This window comes from Phenylobacterium sp., from assembly GCF_024508875.1.
Taxonomy (GTDB): domain Bacteria; phylum Pseudomonadota; class Alphaproteobacteria; order Caulobacterales; family Caulobacteraceae; genus Phenylobacterium.
The window spans coordinates 14,298-32,431 of record NZ_JANINU010000165.1 but is presented as its reverse complement, the minus strand read 5'-3'; the positions used below and the strand labels follow the sequence as shown (position 1 = coordinate 32,431).

Annotated in this window: 18 protein-coding genes and 1 pseudogene; 11 read left to right on the top strand and 8 right to left on the bottom strand. The window is 70.8% G+C overall.

What is annotated here, in order from left to right:
• Both Q0L11_RS13285 and Q0L11_RS13280 read left to right on the top strand, forming a co-directional pair.
• A pseudogene (locus Q0L11_RS13285) lies at positions 1–126 on the top strand (30S ribosomal protein S5 alanine N-acetyltransferase); the annotation flags it as partial.
• Between the two features lie 39 nt (positions 127–165).
• A complete protein-coding gene (locus tag Q0L11_RS13280) occupies positions 166–1,824 on the top strand; it encodes a bifunctional diguanylate cyclase/phosphodiesterase (RefSeq protein ID WP_296597847.1) in 1,659 nt (552 codons plus the stop codon).
• 48 nt (positions 1,825–1,872) lie between these two features.
• Here the strand turns inward: Q0L11_RS13280 and Q0L11_RS13275 are convergent, their stop codons facing one another.
• Together Q0L11_RS13275 and Q0L11_RS13270 are read right to left on the bottom strand one after the other, a co-directional pair.
• A complete protein-coding gene (locus Q0L11_RS13275) occupies positions 1,873–2,229 on the bottom strand; it encodes a hypothetical protein (protein ID WP_296597846.1) in 357 nt (118 codons plus the stop codon).
• Positions 2,230–2,281: 52 nt separating this feature from the next.
• Entirely contained in the window at positions 2,282–2,845 is a 564-nt protein-coding gene (locus Q0L11_RS13270) for a YqgE/AlgH family protein (protein ID WP_296597844.1), read from the bottom strand.
• Between the two features lie 130 nt (positions 2,846–2,975).
• On the opposite strand from Q0L11_RS13270, the gene Q0L11_RS13265 reads away from it, so the two are divergent.
• Positions 2,976–3,458, top strand: a complete 483-nt coding sequence (locus tag Q0L11_RS13265; RefSeq protein ID WP_296597843.1) for a peroxiredoxin — start codon at positions 2,976–2,978, stop codon at positions 3,456–3,458.
• Here Q0L11_RS13265 and Q0L11_RS13260 read toward each other — a convergent pair.
• Complete coding sequence (locus Q0L11_RS13260; protein WP_296597841.1) at positions 3,455–4,057, bottom strand: DNA-3-methyladenine glycosylase; 603 nt, start codon at positions 4,055–4,057, stop codon at positions 3,455–3,457. The two genes, Q0L11_RS13265 and Q0L11_RS13260, sit on opposite strands and share 4 nt — an antisense overlap.
• Before the next feature lie 16 nt (positions 4,058–4,073).
• Here Q0L11_RS13260 and Q0L11_RS13255 point away from each other — a divergent pair, with 16 nt between their 5' ends.
• Positions 4,074–5,255 carry an amidohydrolase family protein gene (locus Q0L11_RS13255; RefSeq protein WP_296597840.1) on the top strand — a complete coding sequence of 394 codons (1,182 nt, stop codon included), beginning with the start codon at positions 4,074–4,076 and terminating at the stop codon, positions 5,253–5,255.
• A 66-nt stretch (positions 5,256–5,321) separates the two neighbouring features.
• On the top strand, positions 5,322–5,780 hold the full coding sequence (locus tag Q0L11_RS13250; protein WP_296597839.1) for a YkgJ family cysteine cluster protein: 459 nt from the start codon (positions 5,322–5,324) through the stop codon (positions 5,778–5,780).
• On the opposite strand, the gene Q0L11_RS13245 is transcribed toward Q0L11_RS13250, so the two are convergent.
• Together Q0L11_RS13245 and Q0L11_RS13240 are read right to left on the bottom strand one after the other, a co-directional pair.
• Positions 5,770–7,644, bottom strand: coding sequence for an ATP-binding protein (locus Q0L11_RS13245; protein WP_296597837.1), 1,875 nt, complete (start codon positions 7,642–7,644; stop codon positions 5,770–5,772). The genes Q0L11_RS13250 and Q0L11_RS13245 overlap by 11 nt on opposite strands.
• Before the next feature lie 96 nt (positions 7,645–7,740).
• On the bottom strand, positions 7,741–9,489 hold the full coding sequence (locus tag Q0L11_RS13240) for an acyl-CoA dehydrogenase (protein WP_296597836.1): 1,749 nt from the start codon (positions 9,487–9,489) through the stop codon (positions 7,741–7,743).
• Between the two features lie 102 nt (positions 9,490–9,591).
• On the opposite strand from Q0L11_RS13240, the gene Q0L11_RS13235 reads away from it, so the two are divergent.
• The 4 genes from Q0L11_RS13235 (at position 9,592) to yaaA (ending at position 13,431) form a co-directional block, all read left to right on the top strand.
• Positions 9,592–10,170, top strand: coding sequence for a YceI family protein (locus Q0L11_RS13235; RefSeq protein WP_296597833.1), 579 nt, complete (start codon positions 9,592–9,594; stop codon positions 10,168–10,170).
• A gap of 32 nt (positions 10,171–10,202) precedes the next feature.
• A complete protein-coding gene (locus Q0L11_RS13230; RefSeq protein ID WP_296597832.1) occupies positions 10,203–11,132 on the top strand; it encodes an L-threonylcarbamoyladenylate synthase in 930 nt (309 codons plus the stop codon).
• 23 nt (positions 11,133–11,155) lie between these two features.
• Positions 11,156–12,565 (top strand): FAD-binding oxidoreductase, encoded by a 1,410-nt coding sequence (locus tag Q0L11_RS13225; RefSeq protein WP_296597830.1) that lies wholly within the window; start codon positions 11,156–11,158, stop codon positions 12,563–12,565.
• A 62-nt stretch (positions 12,566–12,627) separates the two neighbouring features.
• Positions 12,628–13,431, top strand: a complete 804-nt coding sequence (gene yaaA, locus Q0L11_RS13220) for a peroxide stress protein YaaA (RefSeq protein ID WP_296597828.1) — start codon at positions 12,628–12,630, stop codon at positions 13,429–13,431.
• Here yaaA and Q0L11_RS13215 read toward each other — a convergent pair.
• Both Q0L11_RS13215 and Q0L11_RS13210 read right to left on the bottom strand, forming a co-directional pair.
• On the bottom strand, positions 13,422–14,270 hold the full coding sequence (locus tag Q0L11_RS13215; RefSeq protein WP_296597827.1) for a pyridoxamine 5'-phosphate oxidase family protein: 849 nt from the start codon (positions 14,268–14,270) through the stop codon (positions 13,422–13,424). The genes yaaA and Q0L11_RS13215 overlap by 10 nt on opposite strands.
• A gap of 5 nt (positions 14,271–14,275) precedes the next feature.
• Positions 14,276–14,890, bottom strand: coding sequence for a glutathione S-transferase (locus Q0L11_RS13210; RefSeq protein ID WP_296597826.1), 615 nt, complete (start codon positions 14,888–14,890; stop codon positions 14,276–14,278).
• 76 nt (positions 14,891–14,966) lie between these two features.
• On the opposite strand from Q0L11_RS13210, the gene Q0L11_RS13205 reads away from it, so the two are divergent.
• Positions 14,967–15,866, top strand: a complete 900-nt coding sequence (locus tag Q0L11_RS13205; protein WP_296597825.1) for a LysR family transcriptional regulator — start codon at positions 14,967–14,969, stop codon at positions 15,864–15,866.
• 96 nt (positions 15,867–15,962) lie between these two features.
• Entirely contained in the window at positions 15,963–16,538 is a 576-nt protein-coding gene (locus Q0L11_RS13200; RefSeq protein ID WP_296597823.1) for an OsmC family protein, read from the top strand.
• Here Q0L11_RS13200 and Q0L11_RS13195 read toward each other — a convergent pair.
• Entirely contained in the window at positions 16,535–18,109 is a 1,575-nt protein-coding gene (locus tag Q0L11_RS13195; protein WP_296597822.1) for an alpha/beta hydrolase, read from the bottom strand. The genes Q0L11_RS13200 and Q0L11_RS13195 overlap by 4 nt on opposite strands.
• Between the last annotated feature and the right edge of the window lie 25 nt (positions 18,110–18,134).

The window sequence follows — 18,134 nt, the reverse complement described above, 5'->3', positions numbered from 1 at the left end:
TTCCAGGAGGAGGGATTTGCCCAGGCTTATCTTAAAATTAACGGCGGTTGGCGAGACCATGTTCTGTTCGGCCTGGTGACGCCCTATCGGGATCGCGAGGGGCCGGACGAGGGGGTGTCGGTCTAGCGCCGACGCCCGAAATCACGGGCTCGAACTTAGGACGGAATGGCCAACGACCGCTGGATGTGGGACGCCACGGCCACTCTCGAGGCCCTGGGCGCGGCGGAAGTCGCGCTCTGGGTCTGGGAGCCGGAGAAGGATCGTCTGCGTCTGACCGGGGCGACGCGCGCCCTCGGTCTGGGTCCGCTTGCGCCCGATTGCTCGTCCGCCGCCCTGCGCGCGCTGGCGCTACCGCAGGATCGCGTGGTGGCCGAGGACATCCTGCGCATCCAGGAGCCCGGCGGCGAAGTGGCGGTGCGCCTGCGCATGCGCGGCGGCAGCCCCTGCATCTGGCGCGGCGTCTGGCTGGAGGAGGGCATCCGCGCCGCCGGCGTGGTCGCCGCCGAGGTGAAGTTCGCCGCGTCGGGCCTGGACCACCTGACCGGCCTTGCCGACCGCCGCAGCTTCATCAACCTGGCCCGCGAGCGCCTGCAGGCGCCGGGGCAGCACGAACTGATCGTCGCCGATCTGGACCGGCTGCGCCGCCTGAACGAGGCGCTGGGCCACGAGCGCGCCGACCTGGTCCTGGCGGCGCTGGGCTCGCGCCTGGCCGCGGCCTTCCCGCCGGGGGCGCTGCTGGCGCGGATCGGGGAGGACGAGTTCGCCACCCTGGCCCCCGTCGGGGCCTCGCCGGGCGCGGAGGCGCTGCGGCGCGCGCTGGAGCAGCCGCTGCGGGTGGCCGGCTTCGACATCCATCCGACCCTGTCGATCGGCGCCGTCGAGGCGCCGGGCGGCGAGGAAGCCCCCGAGGCGGCCGAACTGCTGCGCCGGGCCGAGCTGGCGGTCGAGGCGGCCAAGAGCAACGGCCGCGGCGGCGCGGCCGCTTACGGCCGCAGCCTGGAGACCGACGGCCTGTCGCGGCTGGCGCTGGAAGGCGATCTCAAGGGCGCGCTGCGCCGGGGCGAGCTGACGCCGTTCTACCAGCCCATCGTGCGTCTCGCGACCGGCGCCCTGTCGGGCTTCGAGGCGCTGGTGCGCTGGCGCCATCCGCGCCGGGGCCTGCTGATGCCCGAGCAGTTCCTGCCGCTGTGCGACGAGATGGGCCTGATGCCCGAACTGGGCGCCATGATGATGCGCGAGGCCTCCAAGCAGCTCGGCGCCTGGCGCAAGCGCCACCGGGCCGCCGGCGAGCTGACCGTGGCGGTGAACCTCTCCACGGGCGAGCTGGAACGGCCGGACCTGATCTCCGACGTCGAGCATATCCGCCGCGAGGCCGACCTGCCGCCCGGCGCCCTGAAGCTGGAGGTCACGGAAAGCGACGTCATGCGCGATCCGGACAAGGCCGCGATCATCCTGCGCAACCTGCGCGCGGCCGGCGCGGCCCTGGCGCTGGACGACTTCGGCACGGGCTTCTCGTCGCTGAGCTACCTGACGCGCCTGCCGTTCGACACCCTTAAGATCGACCGCTACTTCGTGCGCACCATGGCCACGAACGAGGGCTCGGCGAAGATTGTCTCGTCGGTCGTGAAGCTGGGCCAGGACCTCGACATGGAGGTGGTGGCCGAGGGCGTCGAGAACGCCGGCATGGCCCGCCACCTGCTGTCCCTCGGCTGCGACTACGGCCAGGGCTTCGGCTATGCGCCGGCGCTGTCGGCCCAGGAGGCCGAGGTCTACCTGAACGAAAGCTACGTGGATGGCGCCGCTCCGGTGAAGGCGCGCGGGTAGGGGCGGGGGCCGCGACCGACCCTTAGGCGACGCTCGGCAGGTTCAGCGCTATTTGGAGAAGTGGACGTCCGAGATCGCGCCATTGCACTTTGCGACGCGCATTTCGAGCTGTCCGCCACCCATGGTTCCCGGCTTGGTTGTTCCCCTGAACACCGCCCAGCTATCCCCCTCATCGTTGGCCATGATGAGCGGAAAGTTCTTCACGTCGGCGGCGGGATGGAAGCGCTTCTCGACAGCGAGAAAGATGCTCCGGGCAGTCTCGACATCCGGCACCAGTGGCTTTCCTGGTTCGCCCCAGCGCGGTGGGCAGGGACGCGCTTCGGCTGCTTTCGCCACATGCGGCTGCGCCGCCGCAACCATCAGCAGTGCCATGACAGCAGCCGTTCGCTGAAAGAGACTGTTCAATCGGTCTTCTCCTCGCCGACGTCGCGAACATCCGCTCCCGGTTGTCCGGCCCCTACGCCCGCCCCGCTTCGGCGCTGAGGAACTTGGGGTCGATGCCAAGCTTTTCCAGGGCGCGGGTCCACTTGGTGTCGTAGGCGTCGTCGAAGACGAGGGCCTCGTCGGCCTCCACGGTCAGCCAGACGTTCTCGCGGATTTCGCGTTCGAGCTGGCCGGCGCCCCAGCCGGCGTAGCCGAGGGCCAGGACAGCGCGGCGGGGATGCGGTTCGCGCCCGCCCATGGCCTCCAGCACCTCGCGGGTGGTGGTGAGCGCCAGGCCGCCCTCGACGCCCAGGCTGTGCTCGGCGTGGTAGTCGTCGGTGTGGACGACGAAGCCGCGCTCCATCTCCACGGGCCCGCCCAGCAGGACGAGGTCGTCGTCGAGCTCGTCGGCCACCTTCACCTCGAGCCGTTCCAGCAGGTCGGGCACGGTGAGGCCCTCGACCGGCCGGTTCACCGCGATGCCCATGGCGTGGTCGTGATCGTGGGCGCAGACGAGGATCAGGGACCGCTCGAAGCGGGGATCGCCGATCCCCGGCATGGCGATCAGCATCTGGCCGGTGAGGTAGCCGCCTTCCATCCCCCACAGGATTCGCAGGGATCGTGGCGACTTCAAGGGGGCGCGGCGGCGGGGGCGAGAAATCCTCGTTACCGAACGCCGGACTTCTCGTTTATCAGGCAGGGAAGACCCAGGACGAGGAGACCTGCCGATGACGATCAAAGTGGGCGACAAGCTGCCGAACGTGACCCTGACCCAGGCGACCGCCGAGGGGCCGAAGCCAGTACAGAGCGAAGACTTTTTCAAGGGCCGGACCGTGGCCCTGTTCGCCGTGCCGGGCGCCTTCACGCCCACCTGCTCGGCCAAGCACCTGCCGGGCTTCAAGCAGCACGCCCCGGACCTCAAGGCGAAGGGCGTGGACGAGATCGCCTGCCTGTCGGTGAACGACGCCTTCGTGATGCGCGCCTGGGGCGAAGACCAGGCGGTGGGCGAGGACATCGTCATGCTGGGCGACGGCAACGGCGCGTTCACGGAGGCGGTCGGCCTGACGATGGACGGCAGCAAGTTCGGCATGGGCAAGCGCTCGCAGCGCTATTCCATGATCGTGAAGGACGGCGTGGTGACCGAGCTGAACGTCGAGGCGCCGGGCGAATTCAAGGTCTCGGCCGCCGACTACATGCTGGCGCAGCTCTAGGCCGTCTTCGGAAAGGGCCGGCTCACGAACTTCGAGCCGGCCTCGCCGAACCGCCAGGGCACGTCGACGGCCTTGGTGATGCCGATGCGGGGGCCGACGGCGAGGCCCCTGGCCGGTCCCGGCGCGAGCTGGAACGGCGGGCGATCGAGCGCAAGGCCGTTGTGCTCCCGGGTGATGGCCAGCGCCTGGCAGAGCTTGCCGGGCCCCGAGCACAGGGCGCGCGGGTCGCCGAGGCCGCGGCGCTCGGACATGATCTCCAGGCCCGCCGTCGGCTCGATCGCCCGGATCAGCACGGCCCCGCCGGGCGCCTCCGCCCAGCAGACGAAGTTCATGCACCAGTGGATGCCGTACGAACGGTAGACGTAGAGCGTCCCCGTCGGCCCGAACATCACCTCGTTACGCGGCGTCGGGCCTGAGTAGCTGTGCGAGGCGGGGTCCTCGTGGTGGTAGGCCTCGGTCTCGACGATGCGCCCCCCCACGCCGCCGACGAGGACGGACCAGCCGATCAGGTCGGCGGCCACCTCGGCCGGATGGCGATCCCAGAAGCCTTGACGCTGGGCGTTCGAACGTCCGGAATGGCGGGCAACGAAAGAGCTCATCTTGGGAGGATGCGCCATGGCTTATGTCGAGGGCCAGACCGTTCACGACGCCGACAGCCACATCATGGAGCTGCCGGGCACGATCAACCGCTACCTGGACCCCAAGTTCCGGGGCGCGTTCGTGGAGAAGACGGGGCGCAAGGACGTGCTGCCCGAGTGGTTCGCCAAGGCGGCCGACAAGGCCAAGGACCCCGAGTTCCGCGCCGGGGCCGAGGCCAATATCCTGCTGCGCAAGAACTACGAGGCCCTAGGCGCCTTCGAGGCGGCGGACCGGCCGGCGACGCTGGACTACCTGGGGTTCGCCAGCCAACTCGTCTTCACGACGGCATGCCTCTCGAACTTCGGCCTGGAGCAGATGGGCGAGACGGAGCTGGCCGTTGAAGCCGCCCGCGGCCACAACCGGATGATGACCGAGTTCTGCTCGGTGGACCCGCGGCTTTTGGCGACCGGCTATGTGCCGTTGGTCGACCGGGCGCGGGCGCCGCAGATCGCCCGTGAGGCGCTGGAACTGGGCGCCAAGGCGCTGGTGATCCCCTCGCGCCATCCGCCGGGCTTCTCGCCCAGCCACGTCGAGCTCGACCCGCTGTGGGCGCTGGCCCAGGAGGCCGGCGTGCCGGTGCTCTTCCACGTGGGCGGGGAGGAGAAGATGGCCAAGGCCTACCTGGAGAACGGCCTGCCCTTCGTGAAGGACTTCCACGGCGGCGACGAGAACTTCACGTCCCTGACCTTCATGGCGATCCCGCTGAGCATCTGGCAGACGCTGTCGGCCCTGGTGATCGACGGGGTCTTCGACCGCTTCCCGCGGCTGAAGTGGGGGGCGATCGAACTGGGGGCGTCGTGGCTGCCCAGCCTGATGAAGTTCCTGGATTCCGGCTGCGCGGCGTTCGGCAAGGAGGAGCGGCTGCAGAAGCTGTCGGATACGCCCAGCGCGATCCTGCGCCGGCAGTTGCGGGTGACGCCCTATCCGCACGAGGACGTCGCCTGGATCATGGCCAACGCCGGGACCGAGACGGTGCTGTTCTCGTCGGACTTCCCGCACGTGGAGGGCGGCCGCAATCCGCTGAAGCGGTTCAACGACAACCTGGCCGGGGTGGACGAGGCGGCGAAGCGCGCCTTCTACCGCGACAACTTCATCGACCTGATGGGCCGGGGCCTGGACCCCTCCCTGCACGACCTGCCGTCGCTGCAGGCGGCCTGAGGCCGGCTTGCGGCTGAGCGCGGCGCGGCCGACAAGAGCCGCATGAAGTCGTGCGGATCATGCGGCATGTGCTGCAAGCTGATGGCGATCCCGGCGCTTGAGAAGCCGGCCGGCGCCTGGTGCGCGAAGTACGTGATGAAGCGGGGCTGCGGCGACTACGAGGGCCGGCCGCAGGCCTGCCGCGCCTTCGAGTGCCTCTACCTGACCGCGGAGGGGCTGGGCGACGCGTGGCGGCCGGACAAGGCGAAATTCATGATCTGGACGGGTCGCGAAGGGCGGCGCCTGATCATAGACGTCGACCCGTCATCGCCGCTGGCGTGGCGCCAGTCGCCCTACTACGCTCAGATCAAGGCCTGGTCGGATCGGCGCCATCCTGAGCCGTTCGAGGTGGCGGTGCGTTCAGGCGGTCGGCTGACCATCGTGTTCCCGGAGGCGGACATCGACCTGGGGCCGGAACAGGCCCTGCCCATCACGTCCGGCTACGACGAGGCGAACCGGCCTTACGCCCGCTACGTCACGCGCTGAGGGTCGCGCGTTCGTCGGGGCCGGGCGCCGCAGCCATGGCGCGGACGATGGCCCCGAGCAGGTCCTGGAGCTGGATGGGCTTGGCGGCGTGCTCGGTGAAGCCCTGGTCGAGGTAGCGCTGGCGGCCGCCCGAGGTGACGTCGGCGGTGAGGGCGACGACCGGGATGTGCTGGTTCGGGCCGGGGGCGCAGCGTAACGCCTCCAGGACGTCGACGCCGGTGAGGCCCGGCATCTGGATATCGGTCAGCACGAGGTCGAAGCGCTCTTCCCCGAGGGCGCGCAGGCCCTCCGATCCGGACGAGGCCTTTGAGACCGCGTGGCCGAGACTGGTGAGCAACTGGTCGAGCACGAGCAGGTTCACGGCGTTGTCGTCGATGGACAGGATCCGCAGAGTCTCGACCGCCAGCGGCTGGGGCTCGTTCGCCTCGGACGCCGCGTCGGCCAGCGTGTGCTGGGCCAGGTCGAGCGGGATTTCCAGATGGAACGTCGAGCCCTTGCCGAGCTCGCTCTCCACCCACACGCGGCCGCCCATCAGTTCCACAAGCTGCTTGACGATGGCCAGGCCGAGGCCGGTGCCGCCGAGCCGGCGCGCTTCGGATTCATCCGCCTGGGAGAAGCGGTCGAAGAGATGCGGGACGTGCTGCGGCGCGATGCCGGCGCCGGTGTCGATCACGGCAAGGTGCAGCCGGATGGAATCGTCGTCCCAGGGCGCGGCGTCGGCGACGACCCTGACGGCGCCCTCGTCGGTGAACTTCAGAGCGTTGCCGACCAGGTTGAACATGACCTGGCGCAGGCGCAGCGCGTCCATGAACACCGCCCGCGGGACGCTGGGCGCGAGCTCGAGGGCCAGCGCGACGCCCCGCTCGTCGGCGCGCGGCGTCCAGAGGCTGACCAGCCGCTCCATGAAGAGGTGCAGGTCCTCCGCCGACGGCATGATCTCGAGCTTGCCGGCGTCGATCTTCGAGACGTCGAGGATGTCGTTGAGGATCGACAGGAGGTACTCGCCGCTGTCGATCAGCACGTCGAGCCGCTGGGTCTGCACGGGATCGACCTCGTCGCGCTTCATGAGCTGGGCCATGCCGAGGACGCCGTTCATCGGCGTGCGGATCTCGTGGCTCATGGTGGCGAGGAAGTTCGACTTCGCCCGGTTGGCGGCGCGGGCGGCTTCGCGGGCCTGGTCGGCGGCGGTGCGCTCGGCGAGCGCCTGGTCGCGGGCGGCGGCGAGGTCGTCGACCAGGTTGACGTTGGCCAGGAAGGCCTCGTGCCAGGTCGTGATCGCCCGAACCGTACTGTCGGAGATCATGCCTAGCAGCACGACGAGGACGAGGAAGCCGGTCATCAGGGCCGCGGCGGTCTGCAGATCGAACTGCAGGAAGATCATCACCGCGCCCTGCAGCAGGATGGGGGTGGTTAGCGACCAGAACACGGTCCGTGACAGGGAGCCCGCCCCAAGGGCGACGACCAGAAGCGTCCCGAGCTGGATGACGTAGAGCAGGTGTTCCGGAAGGCCGCCGCTCCAGGCCATGGCGAAGGTGGGAGCGGTGTAGACGGATACGCGTGCGAAGCAGAGGAGGGCGAGCCTGCGAAAGCCCCTGGCCTCGTCGGCGCCGGCGCTTTCGCGCAGCCAGCGGGCGATCAGGACCTGTTGCAGCGTGTCGATCGCGCTCGATCCGAAGAACAGCGCGGCGGCGAGGAGCGGATGGCCCAGCATCCAGATGCCGATCGCGGCGACCGCGTTGAAGGCATAGTGGGCGAGGACGGGCAGGCGCAGCCCCCCGACGGAGAGCTGGTAGGCGGTGAGACGGGCGTCCACGACGTCGCCCGCCATCATCGGCGCGCCGGACGCAGCCTTGGCCGTGGACATCACACCCTACCCCTTTCGGCGGACGGTAGAGCTCAAAGGTAAACCGTCCGAGAATCCGAGAACGGGATATCTCAATCGGGGATTGTGAAGCTTCCGCTAGCTCGCGAGGGCTGCGGCCCGGGTTGCGGCAAGATCGTCGGCGCCATTCTCCGAGATGGAGTCGGCGAGGCCGCTCGCCAGGCTCAGGACCTGGCTGGCGTAGAGGCGAGCGAGGGCCCCCTTGGTGGCGAGCCAGGGATCGGACGCGCCGGCGGCCGCCAGGGCCTGGCGGCCGAGGATCCACCCGCCGACCACGTCGCCGGCCAGCCTCAGGAACGGCGTCGCCGCCGCCAGCGCCTGGGTGTTGTCGGCAGAGACCAGCCAGTCCGTGGCGCGCTCCAGGGCCGCCACGCCGGCGGCGAGGCGCCGACCGACGGGCGTCAGCTCGGCGACTTCGGTCAGGGTCTCGGCGGTCAGCGCCATTTCGCTGCAGAGCGCCTTCAGCGTCGCCCCGCCGTTGAGGCGCACCTTGCGGCCGACGAGGTCCATGGCCTGGATGCCGTTGGTGCCTTCGTAGATCGGGGCGATGCGCGCGTCGCGATAGTGCTGGGCGGCGCCGGTCTCCTCGATGAAACCCATGCCGCCGTGGAGTTGGACACCCAGCGAGGCCGTCTCGACGCCGATGTCCGTGGACCAGGCCTTGGCGATCGGCGTCAGCAGTTCCTGCCGCGCCTTGGCCGCGGCGCGCTCGTCCTCGGATTCGGCGCGATGCGCGAGGTCGGCAAGCACGCCGGTGGTCAGGCAGACGCCGCGCGCGGCCTCGATCTTGGCCTTCATCAGCATCAGCGTGCGGCGCACGTCGGGATGGCCGTAGATCATGCCGTCGGCGTCGTCGAACGCGGGACGCCCTTGCTTGCGCTCCTGGCTGAACGCGAGGGCCTGCTGGAAGGCGCGCTCGGCGATGGCGACGCCCTGGACGCCTACCTGGAGGCGGGCGGCGTTCATCATGACGAACATGTGGGCCAGGCCGTGGCCCAGTTCGCCGACCAGTTCGGCCTCCGCATCCTCGTAGATCATCACGCAGGTGGGCGAGCCGTGGATGCCCAGCTTATGCTCGATGGAAGCCGGTCGGAAGCTGTTGCGCGGCCCCAGCGAGCCGTCGTCCTTCACCTGGAACTTGTTGGCCAGGAACAGGCTGATCCCCTTCACGCCCGGAGGCGCGTCCGGCGTGCGGGCGATGATCAGGTGGCAGATGTTGTCGGCGGCGTCGTGGTCGCCCCAGGTGATGAAGATCTTCTGCCCCGACAGCAGATAGCCACCCTTGCCGTCCGGGCGGGCGATGGAGGTGAGGGCAGCGAGGTCCGAACCGGCTTGGGGCTCGGTGAGACACATGGCGCCCGTCCATTCGCCGGAGACCAGCTTCGGCAGCACGAGTTCCTTCTGGCGCGGCGTGCCGTGCAGGGTCAGCGCCTCGATCGCGCCCTGGGTCAGCATCGGGCAGAGGCCGAACGCCATGTTTGCGGCGTGGACCATCTCGAACACGGCCAGCTCCATGGCCTTCGAGAGGCCCTGGCCGCCGTATTGCGGATCGGCGGAGAGCGAGTTCCAGCCCTGCTCGACGAAGTGGCGATAAGCGTCCGCGAAGCCCGGGGCGGCGGTGACGGCGCCGTTCTCGTAGCGCGCGCCTTCGAGGTCGCCCTTGCGGTTAAGCGGCGCCAGTTCGTTGTCGGCGAAGGCGCCGGCGGCCTCCAGCACGGCCTGCACGGTGTCGTCGTCCAGGTCGGGAAACGCCCGGCGAAGCAGTTCGGGATGCCCGACGGTCTTGAGCGCGAAAGCCAGGTCTCGGACGGGAGCGCGGAACGACATGCAGGCGGCCTCTCGAAAGCTGGCCGCCTTCTAGAGCGGCGGGCGGCGAACGCGCACGCAAAATCTCGCGGCGACGTTAGGATGGACCGCCGGAGACTTGCCTTGCCGAACCCGTTCCGACTGCTCGCCCTGCTCGCCGCGCTGCTGATGGCCGACGCCGCGCGCGCCGGAACGGACCCGAGCCTCGCGGCGGCCGGCGTCTATCGCCTGGACCCCACCCGCTCGAGCTTGGTGGCCAAGGCGTCGCTCCTGGGCGGTCTTTACCGATACCCGCTGCGGTTCGGGAGCTTGAGCGGTCGGCTCGACCACAATCCCGCCGATCTCGCGGGATCTCCGGTCTGGATCAGTGTGGACCCGCGATCCGTCGAGGCTCCCGACAAGGCCGGAACGCGCACCGCGCTCGCCCTCTTCGACCCCGTCCGCTTTCCCACCATCGACTTCCGGTCGCGCAGCTATCATCCGGAGGCCGGCGGGCGCGGCGTCCTGGCCGGCGACCTCACCCTGCACGGCGTCACCCGCCCGCTGGTGCTGGAGGTGACGCTGCAGGACGTGGAGCCGGGGCGCCTGCGGTTCTCGGGGCAGGGCAAGGTGCGTCGATCCGAGCACGGCATGACCTCCGGACGCCTGGTCGCCGGGGACGTCATCGACCTGACGTTCGAGGTCGAGTTCGTGCGGAAGTAGGCGCGCCGTCCGCGCCGGTGTAACGAGCGCGCGTGAACGCGACACCTTCAGCCACATCGACCGAGCGGGCGGCGCAGGCCCTGACTGAGGGCGGACTCGTGCTGATGCCGACCGAGACCGTCTATGGCCTGGCGGCGGACGCGGCCAATCCGCGCGCGGTGGCGGCCGTCTACGAGGCGAAGGGCCGCCCCAGCTTCAACCCGCTGATCGCCCATGTGGCCGACCTGGAGATGGCGCGGCGGATCGCGCGGTTCGATGCGCGCGCCGAGGCGCTGGCCGCGCGGTTCTGGCCGGGGCCGCTGACGCTGGTGCTGCCAGTCGCCGATGAGGCGGCGGTCTGCGACCTCGCGCGCGCCGGGTTCGACACCGTGGCCGTGCGTGCGCCGGCGCACCCGATGGCGCACGCGCTGATCGCCGCACTGGGCCGGCCGGTGGTCGCGCCATCCGCCAATCGCTCGGGGCGGCCAAGCCCGACCACCTTCCCCGACGCCGTGGAAGAGACCGGGGCCGCAGCGGCGGCGGCCCTGGACGGCGGCCCCTGCGCGGTGGGCCTGGAGTCCACGGTCGTGGCGCTGCTGGACCGGCCGCGGTTGCTGCGACCCGGCGCCGTGACCCGGGCGCAGATCGAGGCGGTGATCGGCCCGCTCGCCGAGGCCGAGGACGACGCCAAGCGCTCGCCCGGCCGCTTGGCTCGCCACTATGCGCCCAACGCCCCCGTGCGGCTGGAGGCGACCGGGCCGCACCCCGGCGAAGCCTGGCTGTCGTTCGGGCCGGGCGGTGACGGCCCCTGGAACCTCAGCCCCACGGGTGAACTGGCGGAGGCCGCGGCCAACCTCTTCGCCTACCTGCGCGGGGCGGATCGGACCCACCCCGTGGGCATCGCGGTCGCGCCGATCCCGCACGAAGGGCTGGGCGAGGCGATCAACGACCGGCTCAAGCGCGCCGCGGGCTTTGTGGGCTAGGGCGCGAGGACTAGATTGAGGTCATGACCGCTCCCGTCGCCGCCGACCTGATCTCCCGCCTCAAGGCTGTGCTGGGTCCGGCCGGGTTCAGCGAGGACCCGGAGCGGATCGCGCCGAAGCTGGTGGAATGGCGGGACCGCTGGGTCGGCCAGACCCCGTTCCTGGCGTTGCCGAAGACCACCGCCGAGGTGGCCGCCGTGGTCGGCGTCTGCTTCGAGGCCGGCCAGCCGATCACGATCCAGGGCGGCAACACCGGTCTCGTGGGCGGCCAGATCCCGCAGGGCGAGATCCTGCTCTCCACCGAACGGATGAAGGGCATCCGCGAGGTCGACGCCTTCGACGACGCCCTGACCGCGGAGGCGGGGGTCACCCTGGCCGAGGTGCATGCCGCCGCCGCCGAGGTGCGCCGCCGGTTCCCGCTGGGCCTGGCGTCGGAAGGCTCGGCCACGGTGGGCGGGGTGGTATCGACCAATGCCGGCGGCACCCAGGTCCTGCGCTACGGCATGACCCGCAACCTGGTGCTGGGGCTGGAGGCGGTGCTCCCTACCGGCGAGATTTGGAACGGGCTGAAGCGCCTGCGCAAGGACAACACCGGCTACGACCTGAAGCAGCTTTTGATCGGGGCCGAAGGGACGCTGGGCGTGGTCACGGCGGCGGCGCTCAAGCTGTACCCGGTGATGGCCTCGCGGGCGGTGGCGATGATCGGGCTGGGCAGCCCCGAGGACGCTATCCGGCTGCTGGCCCGCGCGAAGGAGGAGACCGGCGGGGCGGTGGAGGCTTTCGAGCTGATGGGCCGGCTCGGCATCGACTTCGCCCTGCGCAACATCGCCGGCACGCGCGACCCGCTGGCCGCGCCGCATCCCTGGTACGTGCTCGCGGAATTCTCGTCGGGCGAGCCGGGGTCGGCGGAGGCGGCCATGGAGCGGTTCCTGGCCGAGGGCCTGGAGGCCGGCCTGATCCGCGACGCGGTGGTCGCCCAGACCGAGGCCCAGGCCAAGGCGCTGTGGGCGATCCGCGAGAACCAGTCGCCGGCCCAGAAGCCCGAGGGCGCGACCTGGAAGCACGACGTCTCGGTGCCGGTGAGCCAGGTGGCGGCGTTCCTGGCTGAGGCCACCGCGGCGATGCAGGCCTTCGCGCCCGGCGCGCGGATCGCCGCCTTCGGGCACGTGGGCGACGGCAATATCCACTACGACGTCCTGCGGGCCGACGGCGGCTCCGACGCCGAACATTCCGCCCGGCGCGACCAGGGCTCCCGGATCGTCCACGACATCGTGGCGAAGATGGGCGGATCGATCAGCGCCGAGCACGGCCTGGGCGCGATGAAGACCACCGAGGGCGCCCGCTACAAGAGCGAGGTGGAGCTGGCCGCGCAGAGAGCGATCCGGCACGCCCTCGACCCCAAGCGCATCCTGAACCCGCGCGTGCTGTTCTAGATCGAAGCGCCACCCCAAGCGTGTCCTTGGCGCCGGGGTAAAGTCGCGGCAAAGGGGGGGCGATGCTGATCGTGCTTTCCCCCGCCAAGGCCCTGAACTTCGATGCACCGGCGCAGACCGCGCCCCTGACCCTGCCGCAGTTTGTGGAACACACCGCCGAGCTGTCGAAGGTGACCAGGAAGCTGCGCGCGGCCGACCTGAAGCGGATGATGGACCTGTCGGACAGCTTGGCGGACCTGAACCGCGCGCGGTTCCAGGCCTTCGACCCCGAGAGCGAGGAGGGGCTCCAGGCGGCGTTCGCCTTCAACGGCGACGTCTATCTCGGACTGAAGGCGCGCGAGCTGGACCGGAAGGCCCTCGGCTGGGCGCAGGAGCACGTGCGGATCCTGTCGGGCCTCTATGGCGTGCTGCGGCCGCTGGACGCGATCCAGCCCTACCGTCTGGAGATGGGCGTGCGGATCAAGACCCGCCGCGGCCACAGCCTCTACGACTTCTGGGGTTCGCGGATCGCGGAGGCGCTGGACGAGGCGCTGGCCGGCCACAAGGACCGCACGCTGGTGAACTGCGCCAGCGGCGAATACTTCGGCGCAGTCGATCGCGCGGCGCTGAAGGCCCCTGTGCTGTCGTGCCGGTTCCTGGAAGAGAAGGATGGCGAGGCCAAGATCGTCTCGTTCTTCGCCAAGCGTGCACGAGGGGCCATGGCGCGCTTCGCCATCGACAACCGGATCGACAAGGCCGCCGACCTCAGGGCCTTCGACGTCGACGGCTACCGCTTTCAACCGGCCACGTCCTCGGACGAAGAACTGGTGTTCTCCCGGCCGCAACCGCCGCCTCCGAAACGCGGCAAGGCCCAGGTTCAGGCATAGAGCCCGGCCGGACCGCGCCATCCGCGTTCGACCTTGAACCGCCAAGTGCGTTCGGCGCCGGGCAGGTCGTGCTCTTCCCAGGCGATTTCGGCCGTTCCCTGGAGCTGCAGGAGCTCGCCGTTCGAGAAGTCCACGAACAGCAGGGCCGCACGCGGATCCAGCAGCAGGTTGCCGAGGGTGTTGAAGTAGCGGTTGCCCCGGTAGTCGGGGATCGTCAGCACATCGTCCGTGACGCGGACGAAGCCCGGCGGCCCGCCGCGGTGGGAGACGTCGACGCCGCCATTCTGCACGCCCTGCCCACTGGAGGTGGCGACGAAGAAGGTGTCGGCGGCGGTCACCTGCTTGCGCGCGCGGGCGTCGAAGCCCTCGAACGGTTCGGCCGCGATCACAACCCGCCGGTCGGCCATCACGTGTCGCGGGTGGATGTACTGCGGGCAGTTTCCGAAGCTCTGGCGGACGTGGACGCTCATGCCGGCCTCGGTCACGGCCTCGACCACGCCGTTCGCGCGATTGCGCCGACGGGTGTCGGGCTGGATGCCCAGCAGGCCGATTGGCGCGCCGGGGACCAGGCGGCGGCCCGCCGGGTCGGCGCTGCTGGCGGCCAGATGCAGGGTCATGGGATCGGGACTGGTCACGAAGCCCGGCCGGCCGGTGAGCAGGGTGGCCATCGGGGCGCCGGCCTCGTCGACCGTGGCCGCGACCATGAAGGGCAGGGCGTTGAAGAAGTCCCGGTGCTGATCGGGCATGAACGCGCGGATGCCGGCGCCGCCGGGGATGTGGTCGGCGCCCGACAGGCGCTGGGCCTGCAGTTCGCCCGTGTGCCAGGGAGAGGCGTCCATGGCGATCAGGCCGGGACCGCCGAGCGCGGCATGGCAGCGGCGCCGGGCAAGGCCTCGACGCGGGCGACCCAGGCGCGGACCGCCGGATAGGGTTCGAGGTCGACCCCGCCTTCCGGCGCGCAGGCCACATAGGGGTAGCAGGCCACGTCGGCGAGGGTCGGGCGGTCGGCGGCCAGCCAGTCGCGGGCGGCGAGCGTGGCGTCCATGAAGCCCAGCAGGCGGGCGGCGACCGCGTGGGCGTCGGCGAGGTCGGTCTTGAGGCCGAACAGGTGGACCGCGCGGGCGTTGGCGGGCCCGAACCGCACCTCGCCTGCCGAGATCGACAGCCAGCGCTGCACCGCAGCCGCGCCGGCGGGGTCCTCCGGCAGCCAGCGCCCCGCCGGATCGTAGCGCTTCGCGAGGTACAAGAGGATCGCGTTGGAGTCGGCGAGGACCAGGTCGCCGTCCTCCAGCACGGGAATCTGGCCCAGCGGGTTGAGGCGCAGGAAGGCCTCGGTGGCGCGCGTGTCGCGGCCGGACTCGACCGCCTCGAAGGGCAGGCCGAGCAGGCCCAGGAACAGGCTCACCTTGTGGGCGTGGCCGGAAAGCGGGACGCCGTGCAGGCGGATGATGTTTCTCATGACGGTGAAGCTAGTCATTGCGCGGATTGGGGAGAAGGCGGCAAGATCGCAAGTCAGAATTGCGAAAAGCACAATAATGGATCGTCTCGACGAACTGGCCGTGTTCGTGGCCGTGCTGGAGGGAGGGAGCCTCGCCGCCGCCGCGCGCCGATTGCGCCGCTCCCCCGCGGTGGTCACACGCACGCTCGCGACGCTCGAATCGCGGGTCGGCGCGCGGCTGGTGGAGCGGACCACGCGCAAGCTCGCCATCACCGACGCCGGCCGCCGGCTGGCCGAGGAGGCGCGCGCCCTGCTCGCCGCCTACGAGACGGCCATGGCGCACGACGAGACGGGACCGCTGCGGGGCGCTGTCCGGATCAGCGCGCCGCTGGTGTTCGGGCGGCGGCATGTGGCGCCTGTGCTGACGGCCTTCCTCGACGCCCACGCCGGCGTCAGCGGGGAACTGGTGCTGAACGACCGCAATCTCGACCTCGTCGACCAGGGCCTGGACATCGCCGTGCGGATCGGCGCCCTGGCGGACTCCAGCCTCGTGGCCCGGCGGGTGGGCGAGGTGCGCCGCATCGTGGTCGCGGCGCCCGACTACCTGACCCGGCGCGGAACGCCCCAGCAGCCGGGCGACCTCGCCGAACACGAGGTGATCTATCCCAGCACGCAGTCCGGCCCCACCGAGTGGCGCTTCGAAGGGCCGCGCGGAGCCGCCATCGTGCGCCTGCAGCCCCGGCTGATGATCAACGCCATCGAGCCGGTGGTGGCCGCCGCGGTCGCGGGAAGGGGCGTGACGCGGGTGTTCTCCTATCAGGTCGCCGACGAACTGGCCGACGGGCGGCTGGTCCGCGTGCTTCAGCCGTTCGAGCCCGCTCCGATCCCGATCCAACTGGTGACGGCCAGCGCGCGGCTCACCCCGCCGCGGGTGCGGACGTTCCTCGACTTCGCGGCGAGCGAGCTCTCGCGGCTGGCGGTGGTGCGACCGGCCTGAGCGCCGAATCCACGGTCCGCGTCCCCGATTTCCACGCCGGGCGCCACGCTGGTTCAAACGCTGTGGTGGCCATCCTGCGCGGAAAGGAGGACCACCATGACCGTCGCCACCCATCTCGGCCGTCGCAGCTATCTCAACGGCGTGCCGATCCACGACCTGCGCGCCCTCATCGACAGCGTCCGTCGCCGGCCGGCGAGGGCGCTCACCCGCTGGCGCGTCAGCAATAGCTGGCGCAGCCGCCTGCGCAGCAGCGGTCAGGTGGACGTGTTCAGCGTCGGCGGGCGGACCCAGCGCCGGCCGTTCGAAATCGAGGTGGACCAGCCCTCGGAGCTGGGCGGCACCGACAACTTCGCGAACCCGCAGGAGTACCTGCTGGCGGCGCTGAACGCATGCCTCACCTTCCGTTTCGCGACGCTGTGCGCGCTGGAGGGGCTGGAGATCCACCGGCTGGACGTGTCGACCGAAGGCGACATCGACCTGCGCGGACTGCTCGGCGTCGATCCGGCCGTGGCGCCGGGCTACGCCGGGCTGGAGACGACGGTGCGGGTGAAGGGCTCGGCGCCCGACGAGGCCTTCCGACGGATTTTCGACGCGATGCTGGCGACCTCGCCCACGCTGCACACCATCACCCAGCCCATCGCCGTCCGGCCGCGGCTGGTGGTGACGGGCTAGCTGTCGAGGAAGCGGCGCAGTTCCTCGAAGAAGCGCGGCGTGGCCGGCTCGTCCTCCAGCAGCATGTGGTTCTGGCCCGGGAGCGCGACGAAGCGGGCGCCCGGGATCGCCGCCGCCAGCAGGCGACCGGCCTCGATGGGGACCATGGAGTCGCCGCGCGAATGCAGGACGAGGGTCGGCACGGACACCTTCGGCAGCAGCTCGAGCACGTCGAGCTGGCCGGCAGCCTCGAAATAGCGGGCGGCGCACTCGGCCGAGGTGGTGCGGCGCTGCAGCTCGTTGAAGGCGTCGGCGAGGTCATGGGTCGCGCCGGGGATGAACAGCGAGGCGAAGAGCTGGCGGAAGGCCGGGTTCTCCTGCGCCCATCCCCCGCGGATCAGGGTGCTCATCGCCTTGCGTTCCGCGATGCCCGCCGGATCCCGGCGGCCGGCGGCGAAGGCGCCGTGCAGGACGAGGTGTGTCACCCGCTCGGGATGGCGGACCGCGTAGGTGATCGCGCTGGCCGCGCCCTGCGAGAGACCAAGGATCGGGAAGCGATCGAAGCCGGACGCCTCGATCACCGCCTCGAAGTCGGCGTACCACGCCTCCTGCCCGACCTCGCCGACGTCCCAATCCGACAGGCCGTTGCCGCGGGCGTCGTAGCGGAGCAACTGGCGATCCTCCGCGAGGCCGCGCAGGAAGTGCGCGAAGATCGGGCTCTCCCAGTCGTACTCCAGGTGGTTCATCCAGTTCGCGGACTTGACCAGCGGCGGGCCCTCTCCGGCGAGGGCGTAGGCGATGCGCACGCCGTCCGCCGTGCGGCAGAAGCGGATGTCCTGGCGCATGGCGGTCGGCGGCGCGGGCTTCGGTGGGGCGGGCGGCGCGGCGGCGGGCTGGCGCGCGCGTTCCAGGCGCCGGGTCGGTCCGCCGATGTCGGCCAGGGCCTTCCCGGCGGCCGTGTACTGCGCTTCGGCTTCCTGGTGGCGACCCAACGCGTTCAGCCGTTCGATCAGGCGCGCCCAGGCGCTTTCCGCCCACGGGTCGAGCCGCACCAGCTGGCGCGCATAGGGCAGGGCCCGTTCGGGATCGGCCGCGAGCCGGTCGTCGAGGATGTAGAGGATGTCGGCGTGCAGGCGGCGGGCCTCTTCCCGGGTCGCGGCGATCCACGACTGCAGCTCGGGGCTCTGGGGCAGGTCGAGGTCGGCCAGGAAAGGGCCGGCGAACATCGCCGCCAGGCTCTCGAGGATTTGGGTTGCGGCGCCGTCGACGCCATCGCGCAGGGCGGCGCGGACGGCGAACAGGTCGACCTGTCCGGGCTCGAGCCGCACGCCGACCTGGTTCCGGTCCGCCGTCACGACCGGCGCGCCCTCGCGGTCGAGGACCGATCGCAGCTTCGACAGGCTCCAGCGCAGCGCGCCGCGCGGGTCGTCGGGCACGTCCCAGAGCAGTTCGCACAGGCGCTCGCGCCGCTCGGGCCGGCCGGTGGCGGCGAGGTATGCCAGCAGCGCGCGGGTCTTGCGCGAGGGGGGCAGCAGCACGGGCGCGCCGTCCTGGCGCACCTCCAGTTCGCCGAGAAGCCGGATGGTCAGCATGGCCCGAATTCTCCCCCGGCCGCAG